This window comes from Paenibacillus sp. HJGM_3, assembly GCF_045062745.1.
Lineage (GTDB): Bacteria > Bacillota > Bacilli > Paenibacillales > NBRC-103111 > Paenibacillus_AA.
In genome coordinates this window covers 119148-145386 of record NZ_JBJGED010000012.1, presented here as the reverse complement: position 1 = coordinate 145386, position 26239 = coordinate 119148, and the positions used below count along the sequence as shown (strand labels likewise).

Sequence of the window (26239 nt, the reverse complement as noted above, 5' to 3'; positions counted from 1 at the left end):
TACCTGTAACACCATTCATCTATCTTCAACAGTCGCCAGACGCCGTAACGATTACTTCGCAGCCGCCTCCAGCCGCGCGAGCATGTCCCGCTCGTACGCGTCCCAGCCTTCCGCCGCGAGCCGGGCGAACACATCACCGCGCATCGCGTCCCGCAGCAGCTCCCGGCGACGCGCCGCATCCGGCACGCGAGCCAGCGCCTCCCGGCGGAACCGCTCGAGGAACTCGAGCAGCCGCTCCGCTTCGTCGCCGAGCAGCGCGGCGATCCGGTCGCGGATCGCCGCGGCGGCGGCGGGGCTCGCGCCCGTCGTGGACACCGCCACGACGAGCCGCCCGCGCCGCAGCACCGCCGGCAGCGTCACGGAGCCGAGCTCCGGCGACGCCGCCGCATTGACGAGCTGGCCGCGCGCCGCCCCGTCGGCGGCTACGCGCGCATTGACGGCCGCCTGATCGGTGGCGGCCACGAGGAGGAACGCGCCTTCGCCGTCCTCAGTCGCGTAGGCGCGCCGCGACGCCGTCACCGCTCCGGCGTCGATCCAAGCCTGCACCCGGTCCGACACGTCCGGGCTCACGACGTGCACGGCCGCCCCGGCTTCCAGCAGGACGGCGATTTTGCGCTCCGCCACCCGGCCGCCGCCTACGACGAGGCACGGCCGGCCGGCGAGCCGCACTTGCATCGGCAGCGCGGGATAATCGCTCATGCTAGGTCACATCCAGATCCATTGATGGAAACGCGACATAAAATTGAGGCCTACATAATTCAGCACGACGAGCGCAAAGGCGGCCAAATTCCAGCGCGCCAGCTTGAAGCCCGGGTAATTGCCCGTCGCCCGCTGCACGAGATATGACACGTAGGCGAGCATAATGACGAACGTGCTGAACACTTTGGGATCGAGCAGCAAATGATTGTTGCCCTGGAGACCGATCTTCACCATGCCCAGCACGAGCGACAGGATGAGCAGCGGCGTACCGATGAGCACCGACCGGTACGTGTAGTCCTCGATCGCGTCCAGGCTCGGGAAGCGGGTCATCAGCTTCGACCACGTCTTCTCTTTCAGCTGCCGATGCATGTACAAGTAGGTGAGCGAGAAGATGGCGCTGAACAAAAACGCCACATAGCTGCTCATCGCGAGCGTAATGTGAATGAACAGCAGGTGGTCCTGCGCCTCCCATTGCTTGCTGCCCGCCGAGATGGCCGGATCGCTGAACAGGTTGACGGCCAGAATGGCGAACCCGGCCACATTGACGAGAAAGACGATCATGTCGAGCCGCAGCCACCAGCTCATCACTAGCGAGACGGAGACTAGCAACCAGACGACTAGAAATAGACTCTCGAACAGCGTTAAGACGGGCACATACTGCAGCACATACATCCGATAGCCGAGATAGACGGTTTGCATGAGCCACACAAAAGCAAGCAGCCCTGCACCCATACGCTTTGCACTCCGTCGGCGTCCGACCGCGGCGGAGAAGTAAAACAACAGGCTCAGGGCATATAAGTAAACAATCGCATCGTACAACCAGGTTGTTATCATCGCCAGCTACCTGCTTCCCCAGCCGGCCCGTCAGGAACCGGCAAGCATTTCGCCCGCGGCGAGGGTCAAGATCGGCGCCCGTTCCTGCGGCTTCGCTCCGGCGGCGAACACGCCGTCCTCCCGGATGGGCTGCGCCTGCTTCCGGGCGAGCGGTACGGCTTGCTTGGCCGCCGCTTCCTTGACTTCCGACTCCAAGGCGAACAGCTCCGTGAACATCGCGAGCGCCTGATCGCCGCCGCGCTCGCCGGCCATCTCCTTGATCCGGAGAATCGGATCGCGCATCATCTGGTTCAGCATGCTCTTGGTCAGCTTGCGAATCAGCTTCACTTCGCGCTCGTCCAAGTCGGTCAGCTTGAGCAGCAGGTTGTCCATCGTTTCCTCATGGATCGCGCTGGCCTTCTCCTGCAGCGCCTGAATGACCGGACCTACGCCCAACAGCTTGAACCACCGTTCGAACGCCGCGATTTCCTCCACGACCATCGCCTCGATCTTCACCGCTTCTTTCCTTCGTTCGCTCACATTCGTCTCCACGATCAGCTCCAGGTCGTCGATATCGTACAGGTACACGTTCGGGACGTTCGCGATGTGCGGATCCAGGTCGCGCGGCACCGCGATGTCGATCATGAACAGCGGGCGCGATTTCCGGGCCTGCATCACCCGGCGGATGTCCGCCTCGTGCAGCACGTAGTCCGAGGCGCCGGTCGAGCTGATCACGACGTCCACATGGCGAAGCTCCTCCACCATCCGTTCCAGCGGGACGGCGGTGCCGTTCATCTTGCGTGCCAGCTCCTCCGCCTTCGCCGCCGTCCGGTTCACGACGAGCACCCGGTCCGCGCCCTGGCCGGCGAGATGCTTGAGCGTCAGCTCGCTCATCTTGCCCGCGCCGATGATCATGACCGTCTTCTTCTTGAATTGGCCGAAGATCCGCTTGCCGAGCTCCACCGCCGCATAGCTGACCGAGACCGGGTTCTCGCCGATCGCCGTCTCCGAATGCGCCCGTTTCGCCAGCGTCACCGCTTGCTTGAACAGCATGTTGAACAAGGTCCCGGTCGCGTGCTCTTGCTGCGCCTTCAGGAAGGCGTCCCGCACTTGACCGAGAATTTGCGTTTCCCCGATCACCATCGAGTCCAGCCCGCACGTCACCTTGAACAAGTGCTCGATCACCGGACGGTCTTCGTACATGTACAAATAATCCTTCATGTATTCCCGAGGAATGTCGAACCACTTCTCGAGGAAGCTGCGAATGTAATACCCGCACATATACAGCCGGTCGACGACGGCATAAATCTCCGTACGGTTGCAAGTGCTCACGATGACACACTCAAGGATGCTCTTCGTGTCCTTGAGCTGCTGCAAGGCGCCGGCCAGCTCGGATTCCGCGAATGTGAATTTCTCCCGGATTTCTACGGGGGCGGTCCGATAATTCAATCCGACGACTATCATGTGCATCGATAATCACCTGCCTTTATGTGAAAAGTGTCTTTGTTGAAATCAATTTACGGGTTTGTCCGGGTCTATTATACCATAGTTCGACAAGAGCGTCCCGGCAAAGTATGAAGAAATTATGACGGTCCGGCCGCTCCCACTAGTATGTTCGTTCATGGAAACGCCTATACCGGAGCCCTTTTATGGAAGGAGCTTCTTGTGCAGCATCGCGTACAATTCCTCGTCGGCTTTGTGCAGCTTGTCGTCGGCCGATCCGACCACTTCGCCCCCGGACGTCAGCAGCTTGCCGTAGCTCTCGAAGATGGGCTTGAACAGGCCGGCCGCCCGGTTCAATGTGTCGGTCTCGTCCGGCTTCAGCGGCCGTTCTCCGCCGATCTGGTAGCGCAGCAGCAGCTGCAGCAGCTCCGGGAGCGACCGCAGCGCGGTCAGCTTCGATTCGCCCATCGCGAGCACGAGCCGCTCATGGGTGTAGTTCGCGGAATAGACGATCAGCCGCAGCTCGTTCAACTCTTCCGTCTCCTTGATCTTGCCCGACTCGGACAGCGCGCTGGACAACAGCTCCATCTGGAACTGTGCGACCTGGTACAGCAGCTTGGTCGAGTCGTACCTCTTGTCCCCGCTCCCCAGGCTGTGCAGAATCCGATACGCCGGCCAGACGATCAGGACCGCCACGACGAGCCAGACGACCCCTCTCCTCATCAATCGCTTGGCTTGATTTCCCATACGTCATTACCTCCCCAAAACCTCCCCAAAAAGCGGTACAGGGGTTTCCTTGTATGTGTATGGGACGAACTCAAAACAAATGACCATGGATTGCGCTCCATGGCCATTCACATTACATATTTAGAAAGCTATCCAGCTTCATTGCATTCGCCATTATTTCGCCAATACGGCTTGCGGCATGGCCGGCGTCTCCACCGTCATTTCGCCGACGCCACGGATCAGCTTCTTGGCATACGTTCTCTCAGGCTTCAAGACGGATACGAGATAATCAATTGCCGCTTGCGGATCTACGGTCTCCCCGCAAGTGTAGCAGTCGAGTGCTGCGAATCCTTTCTCAGGATACGTATGAATCGAGATGTGACTCTCCGACAGCAATACCAAAACCGTTGCGCCTTGCGGCTCGAACTGCTTGGATTGGACGGACAGTACCGTTGCTCCGCATACCTCAGCAGCTTCCACCATTTGGGCTTGCAGCCATTCTGCGTTGTTCAGCTTGTCAAAATCGGCTCCCCAAGTATCAACAGCAACGTGTCTTCCGAAAGTTGAGTATTCCATCTTTCGGTTCCCCCTTCCTAGGAATAAAATTGTTGGATTTCATCCGCTAGGACCTACGTCATTCACTTCTCGAGGGAATAATCTCTCGCAACATTACATGTCCTGAGTGAATCCTGGTTCCTATATTGTTTTCAACGAGAATAAAAATAACATCTTCAGCCCAGAAATGCAATAGTTTTTTTTGTTAAGAGTGCAAATACCGGGACGATTGTCACTCCAGTACTCAACGTATGTCAGCACGAACGATCTGGTGCGTAATTCGCGCAATTTTTCGGACCTCGTACAAGGTCTGAAGCGCCTATTCAGGACGTCCGCCCATTCGGCAGACACAAAAGATCTCTACCGCATCGTGTCCCCTGGCGTGCCCTGTACGGCCCCACAATGGGTGCAGGCCCGATCGTCCGGACGGATATATTCGCCGCACATTTTGCAACGAATTTCCGCGATCCCCTGATACACTGGAGTCTCGTCATCCGGCCGTTCCGCCTGCTGGGCTTCTGCCCACGGCTCGAGCTCAGCCTCGCCGATCTCCGGTGCTTCCTCTTCCTCTATGTCCTCCGCCGGCTCCTCCACCTCCAGCTTTCGCCCGCAGGCGAAGCAATAGGCCGCGTTCGCTTGTACGGTCTGGCCGCACACGCAGAGGTGCTCGTCGTTCAGTTCGCGGATCTTCTCGTGCAAGCTGGCGATGACCTCTTCAATAGCGGCGTTCGCTTGAGCGAGACGGGCGATGTCGGGCTCCGCGAGAGACAGGTCCCCGGTCTGGTACGCCTTGTATACGATCGCTCCGATCTCGGTGTAATTGTCCTTCAATTCTTTGCGCTTCTTGGCGATTTGCGCCGACAGCTTCGTCGTTTCTACGGTACGTTGGGCTTTGTCGGCCGCTTTGGCGGCGCCGGTTTTGATTTTTTGAAAAAAGCTCATGCCGTTGTCCCTCCAGATCTGGTTTCAATACTCGCAGCTATGATGGCATACATCTCTATATTATACGCAGCCCGCCCGCCATTTCGGGGAAACCATGAGAAAAGGGGCCGATCGCTCGACCCCTCTCCATCTATATGGCTGCTCACGCTTCCAGTACGAACAATTGATGCGTCCATGATTTCAATTGGTTGTCGATCGCGGCGATCTCGCCATCGTGGTTGGCTCGGTTGCGCGCATCCAGCAGGCTGTTGATCCGGTTCAGGACGTCCTGAATGTCCTGCTCCACCCGCTTTTGCTGAAACAACCGTTCCAGTTGGCCTACCGTGTCCTTATACTCGAACACGAGCCGCTTGTGGTCCTTCGTAATCTCCATGATCTGCACGACCGACCCGTGCTTATAAATATAGTTCATCGTGTAGGACGAATAAATCCGGTTGACGATCGCATCTCCCTTAAATTCCGCCACGGCCTTGCGCATCAGATTGGCCAGCTTCGGATTGCTGACGCGGCACGAGCCAACGCATACATATCCGTCTTGCTGTCGTTCGAATGACAAACAAATTTCTTCGCCTGCTTCATCCTGAATGGCAATTTCCTGGCTTCCGTTCTCCGTAACCTTGATCCGAGGATTGGCTTCATTCCTTTTAAGCAAATCCAGAAAACTAGACATTTCGGCTTCTGTTAAATGCAAGCAGGTTTTGACATATTCCGTCGCTAACCGCTGAGCCATAAAAATCCCTCGATTCTTTGTTTTAAACCCAAATCATTTCTACTCCAACGGACGTCGTTCTTGAAATGACTTCACGCCTTACTTTATTTATTATACTATATCGCTCAGGATTATTCCTGCTAACTTATCGCCCAAAAACAATCAAAATTCAGAAAAATCGGCACTCTCCCGGAGGAAGGCAAGACAATTGCATGTATCTTTCTATCTCTTCTTCGATTCCCTTGTATATTCATGCAATTCCTCCGGCCGAAACCAGAATTGATTCACTTAAAGAATGCCCCTTTTCGGAGTGAACAGCGCACCAAAAAACCTCCGGAGGTCATCCCTCCAGAGGTTGCATAATTCCGACTTACTCGACTTCGGCCGAGCTTTCCTCATATAAACCCGCGGCAAGGCCGATGGCCTCCCACAGCTCGTCACGGCCGATGCCGAGCTCCGAGGAGAACAGCACCATCCGATCCTCCGGCCGCTTCCCGAGCGCTTCCTTTATGATCTTCAGATGCTTTTGCCATTTGCCCTTCGGCACTTTATCCGCCTTGGTCGCCACCAGACATACCGGCAGCTCGTAGTAGACGAGCCACTCATACATCGCCAGGTCGTCCGCAGTAGGCGGATGCCGAAGGTCGATAATCTGGATGATCAGCTTCAGCTTATCCCGCTCGGTCAAATATTTCTCGATGAACTTGCCCCACTCCGCGCGCTTCGTCTTCGACACCTTCGCATAGCCGTAGCCGGGCAAATCGACGAAGTACAGCTTCGACTCGATGCGGTAAAAGTTCAATGTCTGCGTCTTGCCGGGCTGCGAGCTCGTACGGGCCAAATTCCGCCGCTCGATCATGCGGTTGATGAGCGACGACTTGCCCACGTTGGAGCGGCCGACGAGGGCTACCTCCGGCAAGCCGTCTTCCGGGTACTGGCTCGGACCGACCGCACTGATGACGAACTCGGCATTATGCACCTTCATCCCGTCTCTCCTCCCGTCAATGTACCGAGACTGGGTTCACTAACGCGTGTTCCAGCACCTGGTCCATATGATATACGGGAACGAAGGTCATTTCCTCGCGAATGCTAGCCGGAATTTCTTGCAGATCCTTCTCGTTGTCCTTCGGCATCAGCACCTTGCGAATACCGGCGCGATGTGCGGCGAGCGACTTTTCCTTCAAGCCCCCGATCGGCAGCACCCGGCCCCGAAGCGTAATCTCGCCTGTCATCGCTACGGTCTTGGACACCGGGATGTCGGTCAAGGCTGACACGAGCGCGGTCGCCATCGTGATGCCGGCCGAAGGGCCGTCCTTCGGAATCGCGCCTTCCGGGATATGAATGTGGATGTCGTTCTTCTCGTGGAAGTCCGGCGGAATGTGCAGCTGTTCCGCTCTAGAACGCGTATAGCTGAATGCGGCTTGCGCCGACTCCTTCATGACGTCGCCCAGCTTGCCGGTCAGCGTCAGCTTGCCGGTACCCGGCATGACCGTCACTTCGATGACGAGCGTATCGCCTCCTACCTCGGTCCAGGCGAGGCCGGTCACGGCGCCCACTTGGTCCTCCTCTTCGGCCAGATGGACGCGGAACTTCGCAGGGCCCAAGTAATCAGCCAAATTGGCGTTCGTGATGTGGATGGACGTCTTCTCGCCGGAGACGATCTCCTTCGCCGACTTACGGCACAGGCTCGCGACGTTCTGCTCCAGGTTCCGCACACCCGCTTCGCGCGTATACTCGCGAATAAGCTTCATGAGCGTCTCTTCGTCGACCTTCAATTGGTCTTCGTGCAGCCCGTGCTCGCGAATTTGCTTGGGCAGCAAATATTTTTTCGCGATCTGCAGCTTTTCGAGCTCCGTGTAGCCCGGGATGTACAGCAGCTCCATCCGGTCCAGGAGAGGACGCGGGATGTTATGAGCGGCGTTCGCCGTCGTGATGAACATGACGTTCGACAGATCGAACGGCAGCTCGATATAATGATCGCTAAAAGTGCTGTTTTGCTCCGGATCGAGAACTTCGAGCAGCGCCGCGGACGGATCGCCCCGGAAGTCCATCGACATCTTGTCGATCTCGTCGAGCAGCATTACCGGGTTGAGGCTGCCTGCGTTCTTCAGCCCTTGCACGATCCGGCCCGGCATCGCGCCGACGTAGGTTCGGCGATGGCCGCGGATCTCCGCCTCGTCGCGAACCCCGCCTAGCGAGATGCGGATGAACTTGCGGTCCAGCGAACGCGCGATGGAGCGGGCGATGGACGTCTTGCCGACCCCCGGCGGGCCGACTAGGCAAAGAATCGGGCCTTTCATCTTCTGCACGAGCTTTTGCACGGCCAGGTACTCCAGCACGCGCTCCTTGGGCTTCTCGAGCCCGTAGTGATCCTCGTTCAGAATGTCCTCGGCCTTCTTGATGTCGAGATCGTCCTCGGTTTTCTTCGACCACGGCAGCGCCAGCAGCCAATCCAGGTAGTTGCGGATGACCGCGCCCTCGGCGGATGTGGCCGGCATTTTCTCGAGCCGGTCGATCTCCTTCTCGACCTTCTCCTTCACCTTCTCCGGCAGCTGAGCTTCCTCCATCTGGGCGCGGAGCTCCTCGACCTCTCCGGCGCGGCCTTCCTTCTCGCCCAGCTCCTTCTGGATCGCCTTCATCTGCTCGCGAAGGTAATATTCCTTCTGGGTCTTCTCCATTTGCTTTTTGACCCGCTGGTTGATTTTACGCTCCAGCTCGAGCACTTCCCGCTCATTGTTCAGGAAGCCGAGCAGCTTCTCCAGCCGCTCCCGGACGTCGACCGTTTCGAGAATTTCCTGCTTATCTTTTATTTTCAAAGACAGATGACTCGTAATCACGTCCGCCAGCCGGCCTGGCACGTCGATGTCGGATACGGCCGCCAGCGTCTCCGGCGTCACCTTCTTGGACAAGCTGATATAATGCTCGAACTGGCCGAGCACCGTTCGCATCAAGGCGTCGGTCTCGGAATCGGACGTCTCCTGCTCCGGCAGCTCCTTGGCCACGACCATGTAATACTCGGCGTTCGGCGTGAACTCCACGATCTCCGCCCGTACGATGCCCTCGACGAGCACCCGGATCGTGCCGTTCGGGAGCTTCAGCATTTGCCGGACCTTGGCGATCGTACCGATCCGGTAGATGTCGTCCGCCGCCGGGTCCTCTATATTGATCTCGGATTGGGAGCACAGCAGAATCATGCTGTCGTCTACCATAGCCTGATCGAGCGCCTTCACGGACTTCTCGCGCCCTACGTCCAGATGCAGCACCATGCTCGGGTATACGAGCAAGCCGCGCAACGGCAGCAAAGGCAGCTTGCGCGCCTTCGACTTATTCGGTCCCATGCCCAGCACCTCCCACCAATTTTGCCCCAACTCATCCCCCGCACATGCGACGCAGGACCTCCGAAGTGTTTTCCAGGACAAGCCCCGATGCAGGTGACCCTAGCTTATGCCCGATCTGTCCAGGTGGGCGAAACCTTCTAGGTTGGATGTAGTCACCATTTTATCAAAATTGCAGGCAAAACACCAATTCGCTAAGCCTCGGTGCTGCGATCGGGCCGCGCGTGAAAAAGCGGCGGCGGCGAAGCGATCAGCACGTCCGGCGCATTCGGCGGCACGATCGCTCCACCGGTCTCCTGCAGGCTGAGCGCATGGGCGAGCACTTCCTCGATCGATTCCACGGCGATGACCTGCAGCCCTCCGGTTAAATTCGCGAAGATGTCCTGCCAGTTCTCCTTTGGAATAATAACCCGGGTTGCCCCTGCCTGAAACGCCGCTTCCACCTTCGCAACGACTCCGCCGATCGGCTTCACCTTGCCGTGGATGCTGATCTCGCCCGTCATCGCCAGTTTGTTGTCTACGGGGATGCCTCGAATCGCCGAAGCGATCGCCGTCGCCATCGACACCCCTGCCGACGGTCCGTCGATCGGAATGCCGCCCGGAAAATTAATATGCAAGTCGTAATCCTGCGTGTTAAGTCCCGCCCGCCGGAGAACCGTGAGGACGTTCTCGATCGAGCCGCGGGCCATGCTCTTGCGACGCAGCGTTTTGGACCCGCCGCCCATCTCTTCCTCGTCCACGACGCCCGTGATCGTATAATGGCCCGCGCCCGGCTGCGTAGCCGGCGTGGCGGTGACTTCGATCTCGAGCAGCATGCCCTGGTTCGGGCCATATACGGCGAGGCCGTTCACCAGGCCGATCTGCGGCTCGGCGGGCACCTTTTTCTCCGGTCGCGGGGTCAGCTGGCTGCTGTTGGCGACCCATTCGACATCGGCAGCCGTGACGTCTTGACGGCCGTCCGAGATCGCAACCCCTACGGCCAGCTGGATCATATTGACCGCTTCCCGTCCGTTCGTGGCGTATTTCTTGACCACCTCGACCGCTTGGCTGTTGTCGCGGAACCCGATCTTGCGCAGGGCGTTCACCGCGATGCGCTCGATCTCCTCCGGCAAGAGCGGTCGGAAGAAAATTTCCATGCACCGGGAACGGATCGCCGGGGGAATTTCCTGCGGGGTCCGTGTCGTCGCGCCCACAAGACGGAAGTCTGCGGGCAAGCCGTTCTGGAAAATGTCGTGAATGTAACTCGGCACATTCGGATCCTCGGAGTTGTAGTAGGCGCTCTCGAGGAACACTTTCCGGTCTTCAAGCACTTTTAATAGCTTATTCATTTGAATGGAATGCAATTCACCGATCTCGTCGATGAACAGCACCCCGCCGTGCGCCTTCGTCACCGCCCCGATCTTCGGCTGCGGAATGCCGGCTACGCCCATCGCGCCCGCGCCTTGGTAAATCGGATCGTGCACGGAGCCGATGAGCGGGTCGGCGATGCCCCGTTCGTCGAATCTGGCCGTCGTCGCGTCCAGCTCGATGAACTTGGCGTCATACCGGAAAGGGGACGCCGGATTCTTCTTCGCCTCTTCCAGGATCACTCTCGCCGCAGCGGTCTTGCCCACCCCGGGGGGCCCATAGATGATCACGTGCTGCGGATTCGGACCGCACAGCGCCGCCTTCAGCGCGCGCAGACCTTCCTTCTGCCCTACGATGTCTTCGAGTGAGGACGGCCGGGTTTTCTCCGCCAGCGGCTTCGTCAGCGAGATGGACCGAAGCTTCCGCAGCTTGTCCATCTCCTTCTTCGATTCGCGGTCGACCGCGGTGCGGTTCGTCTGCTGGTTGCGCAGCAGGTTCCAGAAATATAAGCCGATGACAATGGCGAAGAACACCTGAATGATCATCAGGACAATGCTTAAACTCATGTTTTGTTCCTCCTAGCGAGTTCACTTTTACTCTATTAGCAGTATTCCCCTGCGCAGGACGGGTTAACCGAGTATGAGAACAAAAAGTTTGCACACGCTAAAGGAAGCCGAATTATGCGTATCTTGAGAAAAGGCGGTTGGAAAACGATGCGAACGTTAAAGCTCCTGTTGGCCGGCTGCTTGCTGTTAGCCACTGGTATAAGCGGAGGGACGGCCTCGGCTGACGGGAAACCCCGTCCAACACGAAATTCCAATAGTTCCATCAGCAGCAATTTAGGCTGGGCGGTCCCGATCGCCTTGCCGGACGCCGATATCGTGATCGACGTCGGGCACGGTGGAATCGACGGCGGCACGAGTTACGGCGATTTGCTGGAGAAGCATGTGAACCTGGAGATTGGGCTGAAGGTATACGAGCAATTGACCCGTTCCGGGGTCCGGGCGGCCATCAACCGCACGACCGATTATGCCTTGAGCGACGACAACGAGTGGCTTCGCACCCGTTCCCGGCACCTTCGCGACTTGTCCCAGCGGAAGCTGCTCGCCGAGGCGCTGCGGCCGAAGCTCGTCGTCAGCCTGCATACGAACTGGGCCAAGAAACCGAGCAGGTCCGGAGCGACCGTGCTGTTCCAGATGAACCCGCATAGCCACGCCGCCGCTCACTTGATCCAGCGCCGACTGAACGCGTTATACGGCCGTGCCGGAGAGAGCCCTTATTTGGGCAAGCCGTTTTATTTGCTGAATCATTCCCCATGTCCCGCGGTCATCGTGGAGATGGGCTACATCAGCAGCCCCGCGGATCGCGATTATTTGACTAAGCCCGCCAAGCAACAAAAAATGGCGGAAGCCATCGCCTCCGCCATTCGGGAATATTTAATCGCGTTCTCCAGCCAGCCGTACAAATGATCAATGCTTCCGACCGGGAATCGTGCCGGTCCGTTCGAACTCGGCGACAATGTGGTCGATTTCCTTCTTCAGCTCGCTTACGAGTTCGGCCTCCGGCACTTTCCGGATCATCTCGCCGTACCGGAACAGCATGCCTTCCCCGCGGGCGCCGGCGATGCCGATGTCCGCTTCTTTCGCTTCTCCGGGACCGTTCACCGCACAGCCCAGCACCGATACTTTGATCGGCACCTTCAGCTTCTCGATATATTGCTCCACTTCGTTCGCGACCGAGAACAGATCGATGTCCAGCCTTCCGCATGTCGGGCAGGAGATGAGCGTCGCAGCATTCGTAATGAGCCCGAACGATTTCAGCAGCTCGCGCTGCACCTTGATCTCCTCCACCGGATCGGCGCTGAGCGAGACGCGCATCGTCGACCCAAGTCCCATGGAGAGCAGGGCGCCGAGCCCCGCCGCACTCTTGACCGTGCCGGAGAACAGCGTGCCGGCTTCGGTGATGCCGAGATGGAGCGGGTACTTGAACGCAGCAGACGCCTTCGTATAAGCCGCGATCGCCATCGGCACGTCGGACGCCTTCAGCGACACGATGATGTCGTGGAAATCAAGCTCCTCGAGAATGCCGATATGGAACAGCGCGCTCTCGACCATCGCCTCCGGCGTCGGGTAGCCGTACTTGTCCAACAAGTGCTTCTCAAGCGACCCCGCATTGACACCGATCCGGATCGGAATGTTTCGCTCCTTGCACGCCTTCACGACCGCTTCCACGCGTTCGCGCCGGCCGATATTGCCGGGGTTGATCCGCACCTTGTCGATACCGTTCTCGATCGCGGCCAGCGCGAGCCGGTAGTCGAAGTGAATGTCCGCCACGAGCGGAATATGAATCTGCCGCTTGATGTCCTTGATCGCGGCAGCGGCTTCCTGGTTATTCACGGTGACGCGGACGAGCTGGCAGCCCGCTTCTTCCAGCCGGTGAATTTCGGCGACCGTCGCCTTTACGTCGGCCGTCTTCGTCGTACACATGCTCTGCATGATGACCTCGTTGCTGCCGCCGATCGTCAGATCGCCTACGCGGACAGGCACGGTCTCGGATCTATGGTACATGTGGAAACTCTCCCATGGACGCCAAACATCCTCCCCCCGAACGACGTTCTGACAGGGTCGTCAGACACACGCATACAAGCGCGTTCAGGCGGAGGAAGGTTCGGGTCTTTTCTATGTTAAGCACTTTCTTCTTTTTTCTTCACCGATACGGACTTGCCATCCTTCGTCTTCAGCTCCGGAGCGATCTTCTCGAGCACCGCTTCCTTCGTGATCGTGCAATTGATGACGTCGTCGCGGGACGGCACCTCGAACATCACGTCCAGCATAATGCCTTCGATGATCGCCCGCAGGCCGCGCGCGCCCGTGTTCCGCTTAATTGCTTCCTTCGCGATGGCGTCGAGCGCCTCCGGCGAGAACTCAAGCGCCACGTTATCCATCTCGAGCAGCTTTTGGTACTGCTTGACAAGCGCGTTCTTCGGCTCCGTCAAGATGCGGACAAGCGCAGGTTCATCGAGCGGCTCCAGGGTGGAGATGACCGGCAAACGGCCCACGAACTCCGGAATCAAGCCGAACTTCAGCAAATCCTCCGGCAGCACCATGGACAAATATTCACCCGGCTTCAGATCGTTCTTGTGGCCCTCGCTGTTGAAGCCGATGACCTTCTTGCCGATCCGGCGCTTGATGATCTGCTCGATGCCGTCGAAGGCCCCGCCGCAGATGAACAAGATGTTCGTCGTGTCGATCTGGATAAACTCTTGATGCGGATGCTTGCGGCCGCCTTGCGGAGGGACGCTCGCTACCGTACCTTCCAGAATTTTGAGCAACGCTTGCTGCACGCCTTCTCCGGACACGTCGCGGGTAATGGACGGGTTCTCGGATTTGCGCGCCACTTTATCGATCTCATCGATATAGATAATGCCGCGTTCCGCCTTCTCCACGTCATAGTCCGCCGCCTGGATGAGCTTGAGCAGGATGTTCTCGACGTCCTCGCCCACGTATCCGGCTTCGGTCAGCGACGTAGCGTCGGCGATCGCGAACGGCACGTTCAGAATTTTGGCCAACGTTTGGGCCAAGAGCGTCTTCCCGCTGCCGGTCGGCCCGATCAGCACGATATTGCTCTTTTGCAGCTCGACGTCTTCCAGCTTGTTCTGGGAGTTGATCCGCTTGTAGTGGTTGTAAACCGCTACCGACAACGACTTCTTCGCTTGATCCTGGCCAATGACGTATTGGTCCAGAATGACACGGATGTCCTTCGGCTTCGGTACGTCCTTCAGATCCAATTCCTCTTCGCTGCCGAGCTCTTCTTCCACAATCTCGGTGCATAATTCAATACACTCGTCGCAAATATATACACCCGGTCCCGCTACAAGCTTCCGGACCTGATCCTGGGATTTGCCGCAAAAGGAGCATTTCAGCTGTCCTTTTTCGTCGTTGAATTTAAACATCGGATCACCTCCTACTGATTATAGAGTGGTAATGACTTTATCGATCAGCCCGTACGCCACGGCGTCTTCGGCCGACATGAAATTGTCCCGGTCGGTGTCGCGCTCGATCTTCTCGTAAGGCTGACCCGTCCGTTCCACATAGATGTTGTTCAGCTTCTGCTTCGTCTTGATGATCCAATCGGCATGAATCTTGATGTCGGTCGCTTGACCGCGCACCCCGCCCAATGGCTGGTGAATCATCACTTCGCTGTTCGGCAGCGCGAACCGCTTGCCCTTCGCACCGGCTGTGAGCAGCAAGGACCCCATGCTGGCCGCCATCCCGACACAGATCGTGGAGACATCCGGCTTAATAAACTGCATCGTGTCGTATATGCCCATGCCCGCGGTAACGGATCCGCCGGGAGAGTTGATATACAAATGGATGTCCTTCTCCGAGTCCGTCGCCGCCAAGAACAGCAGCTGGGCGATAACCAGATTGGCGACATCGTCGTCGATCGCACTGCCCAAGAAGATAATGCGGTCCTTGAGGAGACGGGAATAAATGTCGTAAGAGCGTTCGCCTCGGCTTTCCTGCTCGACGACCATTGGGATCAGACTCATATGCATGACCTCATTTCTATAGGGAACTCTCTTGCTTCATTCTAAAATAACACGGTTTGAGGGCGAATGCAAAATCCGGTTCCTTCCCAGCTACTACCACTGTATGTAGCGGCTCCGCATTCCATGCAGGGAGCGGCTTCGGACCGTACGGACCCCCATATACAACGAAGGCACGCTTAAGAATCTAAACGTGCCTTCTTCTCATCCAATTGGTATGCGTTACGCTACGGAAGCGCCTTGCTTGCTGTGTTGAACGAGGAAGTCCACTGTCTTTTTAACCGTCAATTCGCTCTTCAGGCTGTCCAGGCTGCCGTTCGCACTCAAGATCGTGCGGATCTCGTCCAGCGTACGGCTATATTGGGTAGCCATCTTCTCCAGCTCTTGGGTCAGCTCTTCCTCAGTAGCTTCGATGTTCTCGGCTTTGCCGATCGCTTCGAGCACCAGGTTGTTGCGAACGCGCTTCGCTGCGTCGGTCTTCATTTGTTCCTTCACGATTTCTTCGGTTTGGCCGGTGAATTGGAAGTACATCTTCAGATCCATGCCTTGCATTTGCAGGCGGTTCGCGAAGTCGTTGTACATTTGATCCACTTCGGTCAGCACCATCGCGTCCGGAATCTCGACTTCCGCCGCTTCCGCCGCCTTCTCTACAACCGCGGATTCGATCTCGGACTGGTTCGCCTTCGTCTTGCGGTCCTTCAGGCGCTTCTCGATGTCTTGCTTGAACTCGTCAAGCGTGTCGAACTCGCTCACATCCTTGGCGAACTCGTCGTCCAGCTCCGGCAAGTTTTTGCGTTTGATGTCATGCAGCTTCACCTTGAATACCGCTGCTTTGCCCTTCAGCTCTTCCGCGTGGTAGTCTTCCGGGAACGTCACGTTGACGTCCTTCTCTTCGCCAGCCTTCAAGCCGACCAGCTGCTCCTCGAAGCCCGGGATGAAGCTGCCCGATCCGAGCTCGAGCGAATACTTCTCCGCCTTGCCGCCTTCGAAAGCTACATCGTCGACGTAACCGTCAAAGTCGATGACGACCGTGTCGCCATTCTCGGCTGCGCTATCTTCAACGACGATCAGCTCGGCATGGCGCTGTTGCAGACGCTGCAGTTCGGCCGCAATATCTTCTTCGGTCACTTCATTGGATTTTTCTTCCACTTCAATGCCTTTGTATTCGCCCAACTGAACTTCCGGCTTCACAGTGACCACAGCCGTGAACTGGAGAGCTTGTCCTTTGGCGAATTGTTGAACGTCCACCTCAGGGCGGTCAACCGGCGTAATGTCGTTTTCTTCAATAGCTTGCACGTAAGCTTCCGGCAAAATAATGTCGAGTGCATCCTGATACAAGCTTTCCACGCCGAACTTTGCTTCGAAGATGGCGCGAGGCACTTTGCCCTTGCGGAATCCAGGAACGGCTACTTTGGCGGCAACCTTCTTGAACGCCTTGTCCAACGCAACGGCTACTTGTTCGGCGTCCACTTCGACGGTCAGCTTGATACGATTCTTCTCTATTTTTTCCCAGCTAGCTTTCATTTATGCTTTCCCCTCCAGAAATTATCCGTTACATGGTAGACGTGTCCGGTATGTTGGACCTGACACCTGTACGATGGGCATTTATAACCACTATATTATATCACAAAATTCTCTCATTTCAAGGTCACAATCGACAAGTTCTACGGTTCGGCCGGGGCGGTCACGGTCAGGAACAATTTCATCACCTGGCTAGCCTTCTGCCATGCTTTGATCTGCTCGTCGGCCAGTCCGAACAATTCGCGGGTGTCCCGCTCGTCTGCGCTCGCGAACATCGTCTCCTGTAAGGAATGATGCAGCGCCGCTGCCCAAATGTTGAGCGCTCCCGAATCCATGCCGAGCATTTCGCGGTATATCGACGTCCCATAGATGAAGGCCAGGAAATCATTCCACATCTGCTCGACGAAGTACGCCAATGTCGGATGGTTGACTTCGTTCACTTCCTTCACCCGCTCGCGAATTTGACCGATCTGTGGAGGAAAGTCGTCATACGACATCGGCGTCTCGGCGATGTCGAGCGTAAGCTGCTGCCCCAGCTTGTGCAGCTTCAGGCTGCCGGCCTCGCCGCGTCCCCGCAGCACCTGAAGGGCGCGGAACTGGACGACGGGATGCACGCGGCTCGTCTCGAGCCACTCGCGGATCGTCCGGTTCGTCCGGCTGAATTCCGCGTGGCGCAGCTGCTCCAGGGCTAGCAGCTGCTTGTCCGGAGCGTCGGTCTGCACGAGCGTCTCGAGCAGCTTCGGGACGTACTGGGAATCCTCGGCCGACTTCAGCCAGACGCGGCGGCGGATCAAATCCTCCTCCGTTACCTCGTCCTCTTCCGCCGTTCCCTGGCTCTCGCCCCATCCTTCGGCACTTCCGGAACCGGGAGTGCCTGCGTCTGCCGCGGCATCGGGGAATGTCGTCTCCAGCCAGTCGAGCAGCGACCCCCACTCCTTGCGGGTGCTCTCGTCCTCATGACGGCACTGCAGCAAGAAGCGCAGCGCGCCGATCGCCTCCCGGTAACGTTCGGTTTCCAGCATGCGGGTCAATTCAATTTGATAGTAGTCGATCGTTTTGGGAAACAAAATCAAGTTGCTTTCTGCGATGGGAGCCACCACCCTGAACTCGTCGAATAATAGCGAATATTGTAAGTTATGATCCATATATTGTATCAGATTTGCTTGGAGAATACGTCATCCGATTTGGATTTCTTTTGTTGCTTTTCCGATTTTCATGTGCTATTATTACTCTTGCTTCAAAATTTTCATCACGAACTAACTTTAATTTGCGTGCGGGTGTAGTTCAATGGCAGAACGCCAGCTTCCCAAGCTTGAGGCGAGGGTTCGATTCCCTTCACCCGCTTACTCCGCACTCACAGGACCCAGTAGCTCAGCTGGATAGAGCAACGGCCTTCTAAGCCGTCGGTCGGGAGTTCGAATCTCTTCTGGGTCGTCTTAATGCAGGTCCGGACCATTTGGTCCGGACCTGTTTGTTGTTTCCGGACCGGATGACGTATCCCATTTTTTAATAAAATCTAAAGAAACCCATAATAATGCTTAAGATGCGCCGGAACGCCACACAGTCGGCCCGAATTGATTTATATTAAACGTACGCAAGTAGCCGGAGAGGAGCTAGTATCGCCGCCATGAACTACTCGATCTTAATCGTTGACGATGACCGGGAAATCGCCGGACTGATAGAAATTTATTTGAAAAACGAAGGGTTCAAGACGAAGCTCGCGGCGAACGGGCGGGAAGCGCTCGAGCTGTTCGAAGCCGAGCCGTTCCACCTCGTCGTGCTAGACATCATGATGCCGGAGATGGACGGCCTCGAGGTATGCCGCCACATTCGCAAGTCGAAGAGCGTGCCTATTCTCATGGTCAGCGCCAAAGCGCAGGACCTCGACCGCATTACGGGCCTCATGACCGGTGCCGACGATTATGTGATCAAGCCGTTCCATCCGCTCGAGCTCACACTCAGGGTGAAGGCGCTGCTGCGGCGGGCTTATGCCGATCGAAGCCCGAATGAAATGGATCGAGAGGAAGAAGGGCGGATTCATATCGGCTCGCTCGCGATCAACAAGCGCAATCACACGGCGGAGGTCGACGGCCGCCCGCTCGCGCTCACGTCCAAGGAGTTCGGCATCCTGCTGCTGCTCGCCGGACAGCCGGGGCGGGTATTCAGCGCCGAGGACATTTTCCGCCAAGTATGGAAGGAAAAATACTTCGACGCCAACAACACCGTCATGGTGCACATCAGCAACTTGCGGGACAAGCTCGAGCAGGAATTGGGCGACAAGCTGATCGCCACCGTATGGGGGGTAGGCTACAAAATTGACAACTAAAGGTATGGGCCGGATGGTACTCCGGTTAGTCGGTCAAATCGTGCTGAGCGCCATTCTGATGGTTCCGGCCGCCTTTATTACCGCTTATGTGGTCATCGGGGTGGTGAGGGATTTTCCGATAATGGGCGGCATCCTCCGGGGTTTCAGGGACGCGTTCGGCGAGACGATTATGCTGGGAGCACTCAATTTCTTTTACTTCGTGCTGTGGATGATCGCACTCAACTGGAGCCGGTTCCGAGCTTACGCCAAAGTGGCGAATTCCGTGCGGCATATTGCCGAGGGGCACTTGGACCAAAAAGTGAATGTCGCCGCCAAGAACGAAGTGGGGGAGCTCGCTTCGTCCATCAACCGGCTGCTCGAGCAACTGCAGCAAGCGATCGAGGACGAACGCCAAGCCGAGCAGAGCAAAAACGAGCTCGTCACAAACGTGTCCCACGACCTGCGTACGCCGCTCACCTCCATCCTCGGTTATTTGTCGCTCATCGACGAGGACCGGTACCGCGACGAGGTGGAGCTGCGCCTGTACGTGCAGATCGCGTATGAGAAAGCGCAGCGGCTCCATGTGCTGATCCAGGATCTGTTCGAGTTCACGCGGCTGCGCCACGATGCCATCCCGCTGCAGATGAAGCCCATTAACGCGGTCGAAATCATGTCGCAGATGCTCGTCCATTATCGGCTGTCGCTGCGCAAGGCGGGGATGACCGGCCATCTCCATACGGCGGAGACGGAGCTCCCGCTCGTCGCCGACCCGGATAAGCTGTTCCGCGTGTTCGACAACTTGTTCACGAACGGGATCGTCTACGGCCAGGAAGGCGGCAAGCTGGACGTCTACGTAAGGCGGGAGGGGACCGACGCGATGATCGAAGTCGTCAATTACGGACCGCCGATTCCGGCCGTGGACCTGCCGCATATATTCGAACGCTTCTACCGGGTCGACCGCTCGCGGAACGAGCATACGGGCGGCTCCGGTCTGGGGCTCGCGATTTCCAAGAGCATTGTAGAGCGTCACGGCGGCTCCATCCTGGCGGAAAGCGGCTCCAGCCGAACCGCCTTCATCGTGCGTCTTCCGCTGAACCGGCCTCCCGAGCTTCAACCGAGATCCGTCACAAAATAACGCTGTCTCGCTCCCTTTCTTTTCTGATACAATGGCAGGTGAGAGATTTGATATCCAGTCCGCTCCAGGCTTCATACGAAAATAAGAGGGAGTTTTATCGATGCCATCTTTATTTCAAAAAGATTGCGCCATTCCGACGCCGCTGCGCGTCGTTTTTTTGGGCGACAGTGTTACCGATAACGGTGCTTTTATGGCCTACATGGACGCGTATTTCGCGCGTCATCTTCCGGCGTTGCGGCCCGTGTTCATCAACCTCGGCGTGAGCAGCGAGACGGCGGCCGGGACGAGCGAGCCCGCGCATCCGTTCCCCCGCCCATGCGTCCACGATCGGCTCGATCAGGCGCTCGAACGGTCGAAGCCCGACTGGGTCGTAATCTGTTACGGCATGAACGACGGCATCTATCACCCGTTCTCCGAGGAGCGGTTCGACGCCTATCGAGCGGGCATTCGGAGGACGATCGGACACGTTCGCGACGCTGGGGCGAAGGCGATCGTCATGACCCCTCCCCCATTCGATGCGGCTTCCTTCGACGGGAACCTGCTGCCGGACGGGGAGGATCAGTACGCGTACTTCGCTCCGTATGTCGGGTACGACGACGTACTCAAGCGATATGCGGAATGGGTCCTGGCGTTGGGCGAGGAAGCGGACGGAGCCGTCGACATTCACTCTCCGCTGACGGCGGCCGTGAACCGGCTCCGCGCTGCACAGCCGGATTACCGGTCCGGGGATGGGATTCATCCGAATGCGGACGGACACTGGGTTATCGCTAAAACGCTGCTCAGCCGACTGTTCAACATCACACTGGAGCGCGTCCCGCACGAGGTGGCTGCGGAGCCGCCCGCGGAAGCGGCCGAGCTGATCCTGCAGCGGCACCGGCTGCTCAGCGCGGCCTGGAAGGAGCATGTCGGGCATACGAATCCGAACAAAGCCGATGCGCTGCCGCTCGACGAAGCCATTGAGCGCAGTCAGGCGATCGATGCCCGGCTGCACCAGCTCTATGCGGGCGAAGGGGCGACGCTCGAGACCACGGACGACTGGAATGGCTATGCTCGCACGGATTTCTACCTGGACGGCCGGGAATGCATTCTGATTCGTCCGGCGCACCCGGCCCCGGGCAATCCGTGGATATGGCGCGCGGAATTTTTGTACGATTTCAACCAAGCCGACTTGGAGCTGCTGCGCCAAGGCTGGCACATCGCCTACTGCCGGCTCAGCCACATGTACGGTTGTCCGTTCGCCGTGGAACGGATGCGGGCATTCAAGCTTTATCTCGAGAGCAAGTACGCCTTAGCCCCCAAGGCATCGCTGTTCGGATTCAGCCGCGGAGGGCTGTACGCGGTTAATTACGCCGCGGCCTATCCGGAGGATGTGTCGTCGCTCTATCTCGACGCGCCCGTGCTGGATATCCGCAGCTGGCCGGCGGGACGCGGCGATGGGGCGGGCTCAACAGCCGCCAACTGGGAGGATTGCATGGCCGTCTATGGCCTGACGGAAGACATGGCAGACCACTTCACCGGCAATCCGCTGGATAAGACGGCCGCGCTCGCGGCTGCGTGTATTCCCGTCATCCTGGTCGCAGGCGATCAGGATCTGCCGGTGCCGTACCACGAGAACGGTGCCCGGCTCGCCCGGACGTACGAATCGCTCGGCGGCGAAATCGTTACTATCGTGAAGCCGGGAGTCGGCCATCATCCGCACAGCCTGGAGGACCCGTCGCCGATCGTGGAGTTCGTGCAGCGGCATTTCTCCGCCTAACTCGCGTCCGTTGTGTCCATAGCGTCCATCAGGAACAATTCCGTATCCCGCGTGAAATAGGTGCGTCCCGCTCCATCGCCGATCGCGCGCCCGACGCCTTCCTGCAGCGCCTTCAGCTCGCCCGTTCCCGGGTCGAACCGGAACAGCACGCCGAGCATGAGGACACCCAGGGAGCCGTCGGGCCGAGGCCAGATGGAACCGGCATGCCAGCCGCTCCAACCGTTCTTCGCCTCCTCCGGGATATAGGGCTCGAGGGAGATCACTCGGGTGATTTCGCGGGCGGCGAGATCGAATTGAAACAGATGCAGGGCGGTCGCCCCCCACAGGCGGCCTTCAGAATCGAACTCCAGCGCATAGACGACTTTTTCGCCAGGCACCGGCACGCCTTCCCACAGTTTCGAACGGGTCTTCGGGTCCCACAGGAACAGCTTCCCTTCGGCCGCTTCGGGAACGGTACCCAGCCCCCCGTGAACGGACGTGCCGCCGATCACGATGTCATCGCGATACCCCAGGGAGACGATACTCTGATGCTCGACGACATGCCGATGTACGTCGATCTCTCCCGATTCCGGATCGTACAGCGTGAGCGCCCCTCCCAGCTGGCCATAGGTCGGCACCGTGCCGATCGCCACCCGGCGGCCTGCGGAGACGAGCGCGAACGGACGGTCTTGTCCATGTTCCTTGAGCGAGAACAGCCTTGCCGGGTTGACCCCTTTTTTCCACGGCTGCCTCGGGTCGAATCGGTACATAATCGCGTACGAATAAATGCCCATATACAAAGAGCCTTCGTGTACGAGCATCCCTTCCGGCTGCCCCACGGAGCCGTATTCGGTCACTGCATCCGCCTCCGGATCGTACATCGCATTGCCTCCGGAGAAAAATCCGCCCGCATATAAACGATCGTCCGGACTAACCGCCAAGCTTTGGATTTTGTTCGGCTGTCCCGGCAAATTCGTCTCTATGATCGCGCCCCGATCCACCTGAGGATTGAAGACGAAGAAGTTGCCGTCCGACATAACGCTGAGCAAACTCCAGCCCGGGTAGAGCGTCTGATCCTCCCATCGGATCCAGACGAAGTTCCGTGCCGGCGCCGCATACGTCCATGAAGTCGGGAACAGCTCCCGGGTGTCCGCATCGTACCCATGAATGCGATTGTCCTTCACGAAGTAGAAGCGCCCCGACTCCGGATGAGGGTCGGATACGTTCCAGCCGATGCAGCCCCCGACCCGGTCTATCCATTCCCGAGCCGCCAGATCGTATACGAGCATCGTATTCGTCGTAGATAGCCGCGCGAACAAGTAACCGCCTGCACACGTCACATCATAGACGGTCTGCTCGGCTTCACAGCCTTCCGGCAGCGGGATCTCCGTTTTGTCCCCAGTACGCGTATCGATCGCCACCAAATGAGCGCGCACTGTCCCGATCCCCGCGTATACATAGCCGCCTGCGGCCGACACGCACCGGCCATACTGCTCTCCCTCCACGACGGTCCCGTAATCGCGAAACGTTCCGTTCGCCGGATCGTAGCCGAATACTTTGCCTCCGTTCCACGTGCCCCCATACACATGGCCCTGCTCGTCGTATGTAAGATTCCACAGAAACGCTTCGCTCTCGATCGGCTTGCCCAAGTTCTCAAGCGCATCCGCCCCCGCTCGCAGCCGGTACAGCATCCCTTGCGCGCTGCTCATGTACAGCGTCCCGTCCGGCAGTCGGACCACGCCCCAGCAGTGGGTGGAGCCCTCCAGCTCGAAGCTTCGCACCGAACGCCGCTCGTACACGTCGATGATGTGCAGGGTTGCGACTTTTCCGCAGGATACGGCATAAATGCACGGCCGCTCTGCCTCGCTCGGATCATAGGCCGCCGCTACGATGCTGACGGTATGGATGGGACTGCCTAGCGCTTTGATTGCCAAACCAAACACCCTCTCTTCTCCTCAACTCGATTCCCTGCCTTACATATACACCCGATACAGGATAAAGACAAGTTATTTTTCCGGCAGCCTTAAGAAAATTTTAGGAAAGCTTATGAATTCGTTACAGTTTGCTTAAACTCTCCTTTCTATAATGATCCTAACTTTAGTAGAAGGAGAACTTGGTGATGAAACGACTGTTCGCGATCGTGCTGCCTCTCGGCCTGTTATTCGCTTACTATATATCGACCCAGACGGAGGGATGGGCTTCAAGCGAGCGGCCGGTGCAGCTGCAGGCTCGCGCCGCGATTATGCTCGACGCGGACACTGGCCGCGTCCTGTACGAGTTCAATGCCGACACGGCCCTGCCGCCCGCCAGCATGTCGAAGATGATGACGGAGCTGCTGCTCCTCGAGGACGTACGCAAAGGGAAAGCCAAATGGGACGAGCCTGTGAAGACTAGCCGGTATGCCGCAGATGTGACCGGTTCGCAAGCCGGCTTCAAGTCGGGCGATACGCTTACGCTCCGGCAAATGTTTCAAGCGATCGCGATCCAGTCGGCGAATGACGCCGCGGTCGCCGTCGCCGAGCACTTGGCGGGCAGCGAGAGCGCGTTCGTCGACCGGATGAACCGCAAGGTGAAGGAGCTCGGGCTGTCGAGCCGCGCTTACTTCGCCAACGCGTCGGGGTTGCCGCTTGCCGACCTAGGCTCCTATGCCCCGAAGAACGCCCACAAAGAGACGCTGCTGACGTCCCGGGATACGGCCCTCCTCGCCCGGGCGCTCATCCAGCAATACCCGGAGGCGCTCAGTGTGACCCGTCAGTCGGAGGTGGTGCTGCCCGCGTCCAAGATCAAGCTCACCACGACCAACGAGCTGCTCGACGGTCAGCCGTTCGCTTATCCCGGCGTCGACGGGTTCAAGACCGGATTCACGGACGCGGCCGGCTATTGCTTCACCGGAACGGCCGAGCGGGGCGGCAAGCGCTTGATTACCGTCGTCATGGGGACCGAGACGCCGGAGGCCCGTTTCACGGAGACGGCCAAGCTGCTCGACTATGGCTTCCGTATTGTGGGGAAGGTCAAGTGAGCCCTTCAAACACCATCTCTATAAGCTTTCCTGACGCCTCGGAATTGAACTTTCTGCTCGCAACAAAAGCTTCTCTAAAGAAGGACTCGACGACATCTCCGAGAAGGCTCCATTAGGAGCTTTTCTTATACAATACCGAACACCGTCCGGTTCGCGGACGGTATTCGGTGTTGGTATCAAGTTTGACGCAGTTACATTTCCTTGGATTGAAGACTAGTCACAGCACTTAAAGCCCGCTGTACTTGCACGAGCGTGGCCACGATGCGATACCGGCCGCGCAGCGGCTCGTAGCCGAGCTTGCGGTTGATGCCGAGCATGGGGGCGTTCAGCGAATCGTTGTCCGTCCGGATGTACGGCGCTCCGCAATCGATCGCCTTCTGGATGGCGAGCAGCTTCAAAGCCATTGCGATACGCCGACCCCGGTAGGCGGCGCTGACGGCGGTGTACTCGTGGTACACGGCGCCCGTCTGTCTGTTCTGGATCAGATTGGCAACGCCTACATAGCGGTCGCCTTCCGCTGCGATCAGCACCATGTCGGGTTTGTCGCCTTCAGGATACAAGTACCATTTGCGCCATTCGCCATAACCCGGGACATCGCCCAGGAACCCGGGGATGTCTCTCAGCGTAGCCACATACATGTCGTACAGCTTCCGCTCGTTCGCTTCGCCCGGCTCGTCGGCCAGCGTCAGGAAACGGATGCCGGACGCTTCCACTTCCCGGACCACATCCGTATGAGCCAAACGCACGGCGACGCTCTCATCCTCGAGCGATAGCACGGACTGGAACGAGTGGCGCTCCACGGCAAAGCCGCGCCGCTCGGCGAACCGCAGCGCGGCCGGGTCGTCGTCCCATACTTCGGTGATCAGGTCGGAAGCCTGCAGACGGCTCGCCCAATCCGCAATATGGCGAAGCAGCCGGTCCCCGATCCCTTGGCCTCGATGTGCCGGGGCTACGACCAGCGTATTGTTCAGATAGCCCGGCTCGGTCCACGGCGCTCTCCAGGACCAGACGTATCCGACGATCTCGCCCCGCTCATTCACCGCCACTTGCCGTTCGCGGTCGTAGCCGATCAAGCGCCCCTCCTCGTTCAAGCTGGTCTTGCCTACCTTATACAGCTTGCCATCCTCTTCCTCCAGCTTCTCCGCCGTCGTCGGCTCGGACCAATATTCGTTCAATAGGCGCGCGAGCGCCGGGTAATCGTCGGGCAGCTGCAGAGCTCTCAGTACGATCAATTGGCACACCTCATTTCGATTGGATCCGTCTTCGTTCAGGGCGTTTGTTCCGTCTATCCCTCATCCTGCACCCCAAACTAAGTATAAAATCCAGCTCCCTCCGTGCCATAGGGAAAGGATGATTTGAACCAAACTTGCCTGCCGCCATCCGGCAACTGCCCGATCCCCCCGGGC

General features: G+C 58.2%; 22 protein-coding genes and 2 tRNA genes. 7 read left to right on the top strand and 17 right to left on the bottom strand.

Annotated features, from left to right (window positions below; all coding sequences use genetic code 11):
* Positions 1 to 51: 51 nt before the first annotated feature.
* The 10 genes from ACI5FR_RS15400 to lonB form a co-directional block, all read right to left on the bottom strand.
* Entirely contained in the window at positions 52 to 699 is a 648-nt protein-coding gene (locus tag ACI5FR_RS15400) for a precorrin-2 dehydrogenase/sirohydrochlorin ferrochelatase family protein (protein WP_405455706.1), read from the bottom strand.
* Between the two features lie 6 nt (positions 700 to 705).
* On the bottom strand, positions 706 to 1533 hold the full coding sequence (locus ACI5FR_RS15395) for a cytochrome C assembly family protein (RefSeq protein WP_405455705.1): 828 nt from the start codon (positions 1531 to 1533) through the stop codon (positions 706 to 708).
* Between the two features lie 30 nt (positions 1534 to 1563).
* The gene (gene hemA / locus ACI5FR_RS15390; RefSeq protein WP_405455702.1) at positions 1564 to 2982 is read right to left on the bottom strand and encodes a glutamyl-tRNA reductase; all 1419 of its coding nucleotides are present in this window, start codon (positions 2980 to 2982) and stop codon (positions 1564 to 1566) included.
* A 177-nt stretch (positions 2983 to 3159) separates the two neighbouring features.
* The gene (locus ACI5FR_RS15385) at positions 3160 to 3702 is read right to left on the bottom strand and encodes an S-adenosylmethionine decarboxylase (RefSeq protein WP_405455699.1); all 543 of its coding nucleotides are present in this window, start codon (positions 3700 to 3702) and stop codon (positions 3160 to 3162) included.
* A gap of 153 nt (positions 3703 to 3855) precedes the next feature.
* On the bottom strand, positions 3856 to 4257 hold the full coding sequence (speD, locus tag ACI5FR_RS15380) for an adenosylmethionine decarboxylase (RefSeq protein WP_405455698.1): 402 nt from the start codon (positions 4255 to 4257) through the stop codon (positions 3856 to 3858).
* Between the two features lie 339 nt (positions 4258 to 4596).
* A complete protein-coding gene (locus ACI5FR_RS15375) occupies positions 4597 to 5178 on the bottom strand; it encodes a zinc ribbon domain-containing protein (RefSeq protein ID WP_405455695.1) in 582 nt (193 codons plus the stop codon).
* A 142-nt stretch (positions 5179 to 5320) separates the two neighbouring features.
* Positions 5321 to 5848, bottom strand: a complete 528-nt coding sequence (locus ACI5FR_RS15370; protein WP_405455694.1) for a non-ribosomal peptide synthetase module — start codon at positions 5846 to 5848, stop codon at positions 5321 to 5323.
* Between the two features lie 409 nt (positions 5849 to 6257).
* Entirely contained in the window at positions 6258 to 6872 is a 615-nt protein-coding gene (yihA, locus tag ACI5FR_RS15365) for a ribosome biogenesis GTP-binding protein YihA/YsxC (RefSeq protein WP_405455692.1), read from the bottom strand.
* Positions 6873 to 6888: 16 nt separating this feature from the next.
* The gene (gene lon, locus ACI5FR_RS15360; protein WP_405455690.1) at positions 6889 to 9225 is read right to left on the bottom strand and encodes an endopeptidase La; all 2337 of its coding nucleotides are present in this window, start codon (positions 9223 to 9225) and stop codon (positions 6889 to 6891) included.
* Positions 9226 to 9416: 191 nt separating this feature from the next.
* A complete protein-coding gene (gene lonB / locus ACI5FR_RS15355; protein WP_405455689.1) occupies positions 9417 to 11135 on the bottom strand; it encodes an ATP-dependent protease LonB in 1719 nt (572 codons plus the stop codon).
* 147 nt (positions 11136 to 11282) lie between these two features.
* Between lonB and ACI5FR_RS15350 the strand changes: the two genes are divergently transcribed.
* Positions 11283 to 12038 carry an N-acetylmuramoyl-L-alanine amidase family protein gene (locus tag ACI5FR_RS15350; RefSeq protein ID WP_405455687.1) on the top strand — a complete coding sequence of 252 codons (756 nt, stop codon included), beginning with the start codon at positions 11283 to 11285 and terminating at the stop codon, positions 12036 to 12038.
* Here ACI5FR_RS15350 and ispG read toward each other — a convergent pair whose 3' ends face one another.
* The 5 genes from ispG to ACI5FR_RS15325 all read right to left on the bottom strand — a co-directional run bounded on the left by ispG (position 12039) and on the right by ACI5FR_RS15325 (position 17736).
* Complete coding sequence (gene ispG, locus ACI5FR_RS15345; RefSeq protein WP_405455685.1) at positions 12039 to 13136, bottom strand: flavodoxin-dependent (E)-4-hydroxy-3-methylbut-2-enyl-diphosphate synthase; 1098 nt, start codon at positions 13134 to 13136, stop codon at positions 12039 to 12041. It abuts the gene before it with no gap.
* Between the two features lie 116 nt (positions 13137 to 13252).
* Positions 13253 to 14521 carry an ATP-dependent protease ATP-binding subunit ClpX gene (gene clpX / locus ACI5FR_RS15340; protein WP_405455683.1) on the bottom strand — a complete coding sequence of 423 codons (1269 nt, stop codon included), beginning with the start codon at positions 14519 to 14521 and terminating at the stop codon, positions 13253 to 13255.
* An 18-nt stretch (positions 14522 to 14539) separates the two neighbouring features.
* Entirely contained in the window at positions 14540 to 15121 is a 582-nt protein-coding gene (gene clpP / locus ACI5FR_RS15335) for an ATP-dependent Clp endopeptidase proteolytic subunit ClpP (RefSeq protein ID WP_405455680.1), read from the bottom strand.
* 219 nt (positions 15122 to 15340) lie between these two features.
* Positions 15341 to 16642: a trigger factor gene (tig, locus tag ACI5FR_RS15330; protein WP_405455678.1), complete on the bottom strand. Its 1302-nt coding sequence runs from the start codon at positions 16640 to 16642 to the stop codon at positions 15341 to 15343.
* Between the two features lie 140 nt (positions 16643 to 16782).
* Entirely contained in the window at positions 16783 to 17736 is a 954-nt protein-coding gene (locus tag ACI5FR_RS15325; protein ID WP_405455676.1) for a hypothetical protein, read from the bottom strand.
* Between the two features lie 176 nt (positions 17737 to 17912).
* Here ACI5FR_RS15325 and ACI5FR_RS15320 point away from each other — a divergent pair.
* From ACI5FR_RS15320 to ACI5FR_RS15300, 5 genes are all read left to right on the top strand, one after another.
* Positions 17913 to 17983: transfer RNA gene (locus ACI5FR_RS15320), tRNA-Gly, on the top strand.
* A 16-nt stretch (positions 17984 to 17999) separates the two neighbouring features.
* Positions 18000 to 18073, top strand: a tRNA-Arg gene (locus tag ACI5FR_RS15315).
* 193 nt (positions 18074 to 18266) lie between these two features.
* Positions 18267 to 18965 (top strand): response regulator transcription factor, encoded by a 699-nt coding sequence (locus ACI5FR_RS15310; protein WP_405455673.1) that lies wholly within the window; start codon positions 18267 to 18269, stop codon positions 18963 to 18965.
* Positions 18955 to 20079: a sensor histidine kinase gene (locus ACI5FR_RS15305; protein WP_405455670.1), complete on the top strand. Its 1125-nt coding sequence runs from the start codon at positions 18955 to 18957 to the stop codon at positions 20077 to 20079. Before ACI5FR_RS15310 ends, ACI5FR_RS15305 begins: the two co-directional genes overlap by 11 nt.
* Before the next feature lie 100 nt (positions 20080 to 20179).
* Positions 20180 to 21835 carry a GDSL-type esterase/lipase family protein gene (locus ACI5FR_RS15300; RefSeq protein WP_405455667.1) on the top strand — a complete coding sequence of 552 codons (1656 nt, stop codon included), beginning with the start codon at positions 20180 to 20182 and terminating at the stop codon, positions 21833 to 21835.
* Here the strand turns inward: ACI5FR_RS15300 and ACI5FR_RS15295 are convergent.
* Complete coding sequence (locus ACI5FR_RS15295; RefSeq protein WP_405455665.1) at positions 21832 to 23757, bottom strand: WD40 repeat domain-containing protein; 1926 nt, start codon at positions 23755 to 23757, stop codon at positions 21832 to 21834. The two genes, ACI5FR_RS15300 and ACI5FR_RS15295, sit on opposite strands and share 4 nt — an antisense overlap.
* Positions 23758 to 23933: 176 nt before the next feature.
* Here ACI5FR_RS15295 and ACI5FR_RS15290 point away from each other — a divergent pair, with 176 nt between their 5' ends.
* The gene (locus ACI5FR_RS15290; protein WP_405455663.1) at positions 23934 to 24833 is read left to right on the top strand and encodes a D-alanyl-D-alanine carboxypeptidase family protein; all 900 of its coding nucleotides are present in this window, start codon (positions 23934 to 23936) and stop codon (positions 24831 to 24833) included.
* 191 nt (positions 24834 to 25024) lie between these two features.
* On the opposite strand, the gene ACI5FR_RS15285 is transcribed toward ACI5FR_RS15290, so the two are convergent.
* Complete coding sequence (locus ACI5FR_RS15285) at positions 25025 to 26065, bottom strand: GNAT family N-acetyltransferase (RefSeq protein ID WP_405455661.1); 1041 nt, start codon at positions 26063 to 26065, stop codon at positions 25025 to 25027.
* Positions 26066 to 26239: the final 174 nt, after the last annotated feature.

Excerpts from the sequence above, each read along its gene's own strand:
- yihA (WP_405455692.1), bottom strand. The coding sequence starts at position 6,872 with ATGAAGGTGCATAATGCCGAGTTCGTCATCAGTGCGGTCGGTCCGAGC.
- tig (WP_405455678.1), bottom strand. The coding sequence starts at position 16,642 with ATGAAAGCTAGCTGGGAAAAAATAGAGAAGAATCGTATCAAGCTGACC.
- speD (WP_405455698.1), bottom strand. The coding sequence starts at position 4,257 with ATGGAATACTCAACTTTCGGAAGACACGTTGCTGTTGATACTTGGGGA.
- clpX (WP_405455683.1), bottom strand. The coding sequence starts at position 14,521 with ATGTTTAAATTCAACGACGAAAAAGGACAGCTGAAATGCTCCTTTTGC.
- ACI5FR_RS15370 (WP_405455694.1), bottom strand. The coding sequence starts at position 5,848 with ATGTCTAGTTTTCTGGATTTGCTTAAAAGGAATGAAGCCAATCCTCGG.
- clpP (WP_405455680.1), bottom strand. The coding sequence starts at position 15,121 with ATGAGTCTGATCCCAATGGTCGTCGAGCAGGAAAGCCGAGGCGAACGC.
- ACI5FR_RS15350 (WP_405455687.1), top strand. The coding sequence starts at position 11,283 with ATGCGAACGTTAAAGCTCCTGTTGGCCGGCTGCTTGCTGTTAGCCACT.
- lon (WP_405455690.1), bottom strand. The coding sequence starts at position 9,225 with ATGGGACCGAATAAGTCGAAGGCGCGCAAGCTGCCTTTGCTGCCGTTG.
- ACI5FR_RS15385 (WP_405455699.1), bottom strand. The coding sequence starts at position 3,702 with ATGGGAAATCAAGCCAAGCGATTGATGAGGAGAGGGGTCGTCTGGCTC.
- hemA (WP_405455702.1), bottom strand. The coding sequence starts at position 2,982 with ATGCACATGATAGTCGTCGGATTGAATTATCGGACCGCCCCCGTAGAA.
- ACI5FR_RS15290 (WP_405455663.1), top strand. The coding sequence starts at position 23,934 with ATGAAACGACTGTTCGCGATCGTGCTGCCTCTCGGCCTGTTATTCGCT.
- ACI5FR_RS15300 (WP_405455667.1), top strand. The coding sequence starts at position 20,180 with ATGCCATCTTTATTTCAAAAAGATTGCGCCATTCCGACGCCGCTGCGC.
- ACI5FR_RS15400 (WP_405455706.1), bottom strand. The coding sequence starts at position 699 with ATGAGCGATTATCCCGCGCTGCCGATGCAAGTGCGGCTCGCCGGCCGG.
- ispG (WP_405455685.1), bottom strand. The coding sequence starts at position 13,136 with ATGTACCATAGATCCGAGACCGTGCCTGTCCGCGTAGGCGATCTGACG.
- lonB (WP_405455689.1), bottom strand. The coding sequence starts at position 11,135 with ATGAGTTTAAGCATTGTCCTGATGATCATTCAGGTGTTCTTCGCCATT.
- ACI5FR_RS15375 (WP_405455695.1), bottom strand. The coding sequence starts at position 5,178 with ATGAGCTTTTTTCAAAAAATCAAAACCGGCGCCGCCAAAGCGGCCGAC.
- ACI5FR_RS15395 (WP_405455705.1), bottom strand. The coding sequence starts at position 1,533 with ATGATAACAACCTGGTTGTACGATGCGATTGTTTACTTATATGCCCTG.
- ACI5FR_RS15310 (WP_405455673.1), top strand. The coding sequence starts at position 18,267 with ATGAACTACTCGATCTTAATCGTTGACGATGACCGGGAAATCGCCGGA.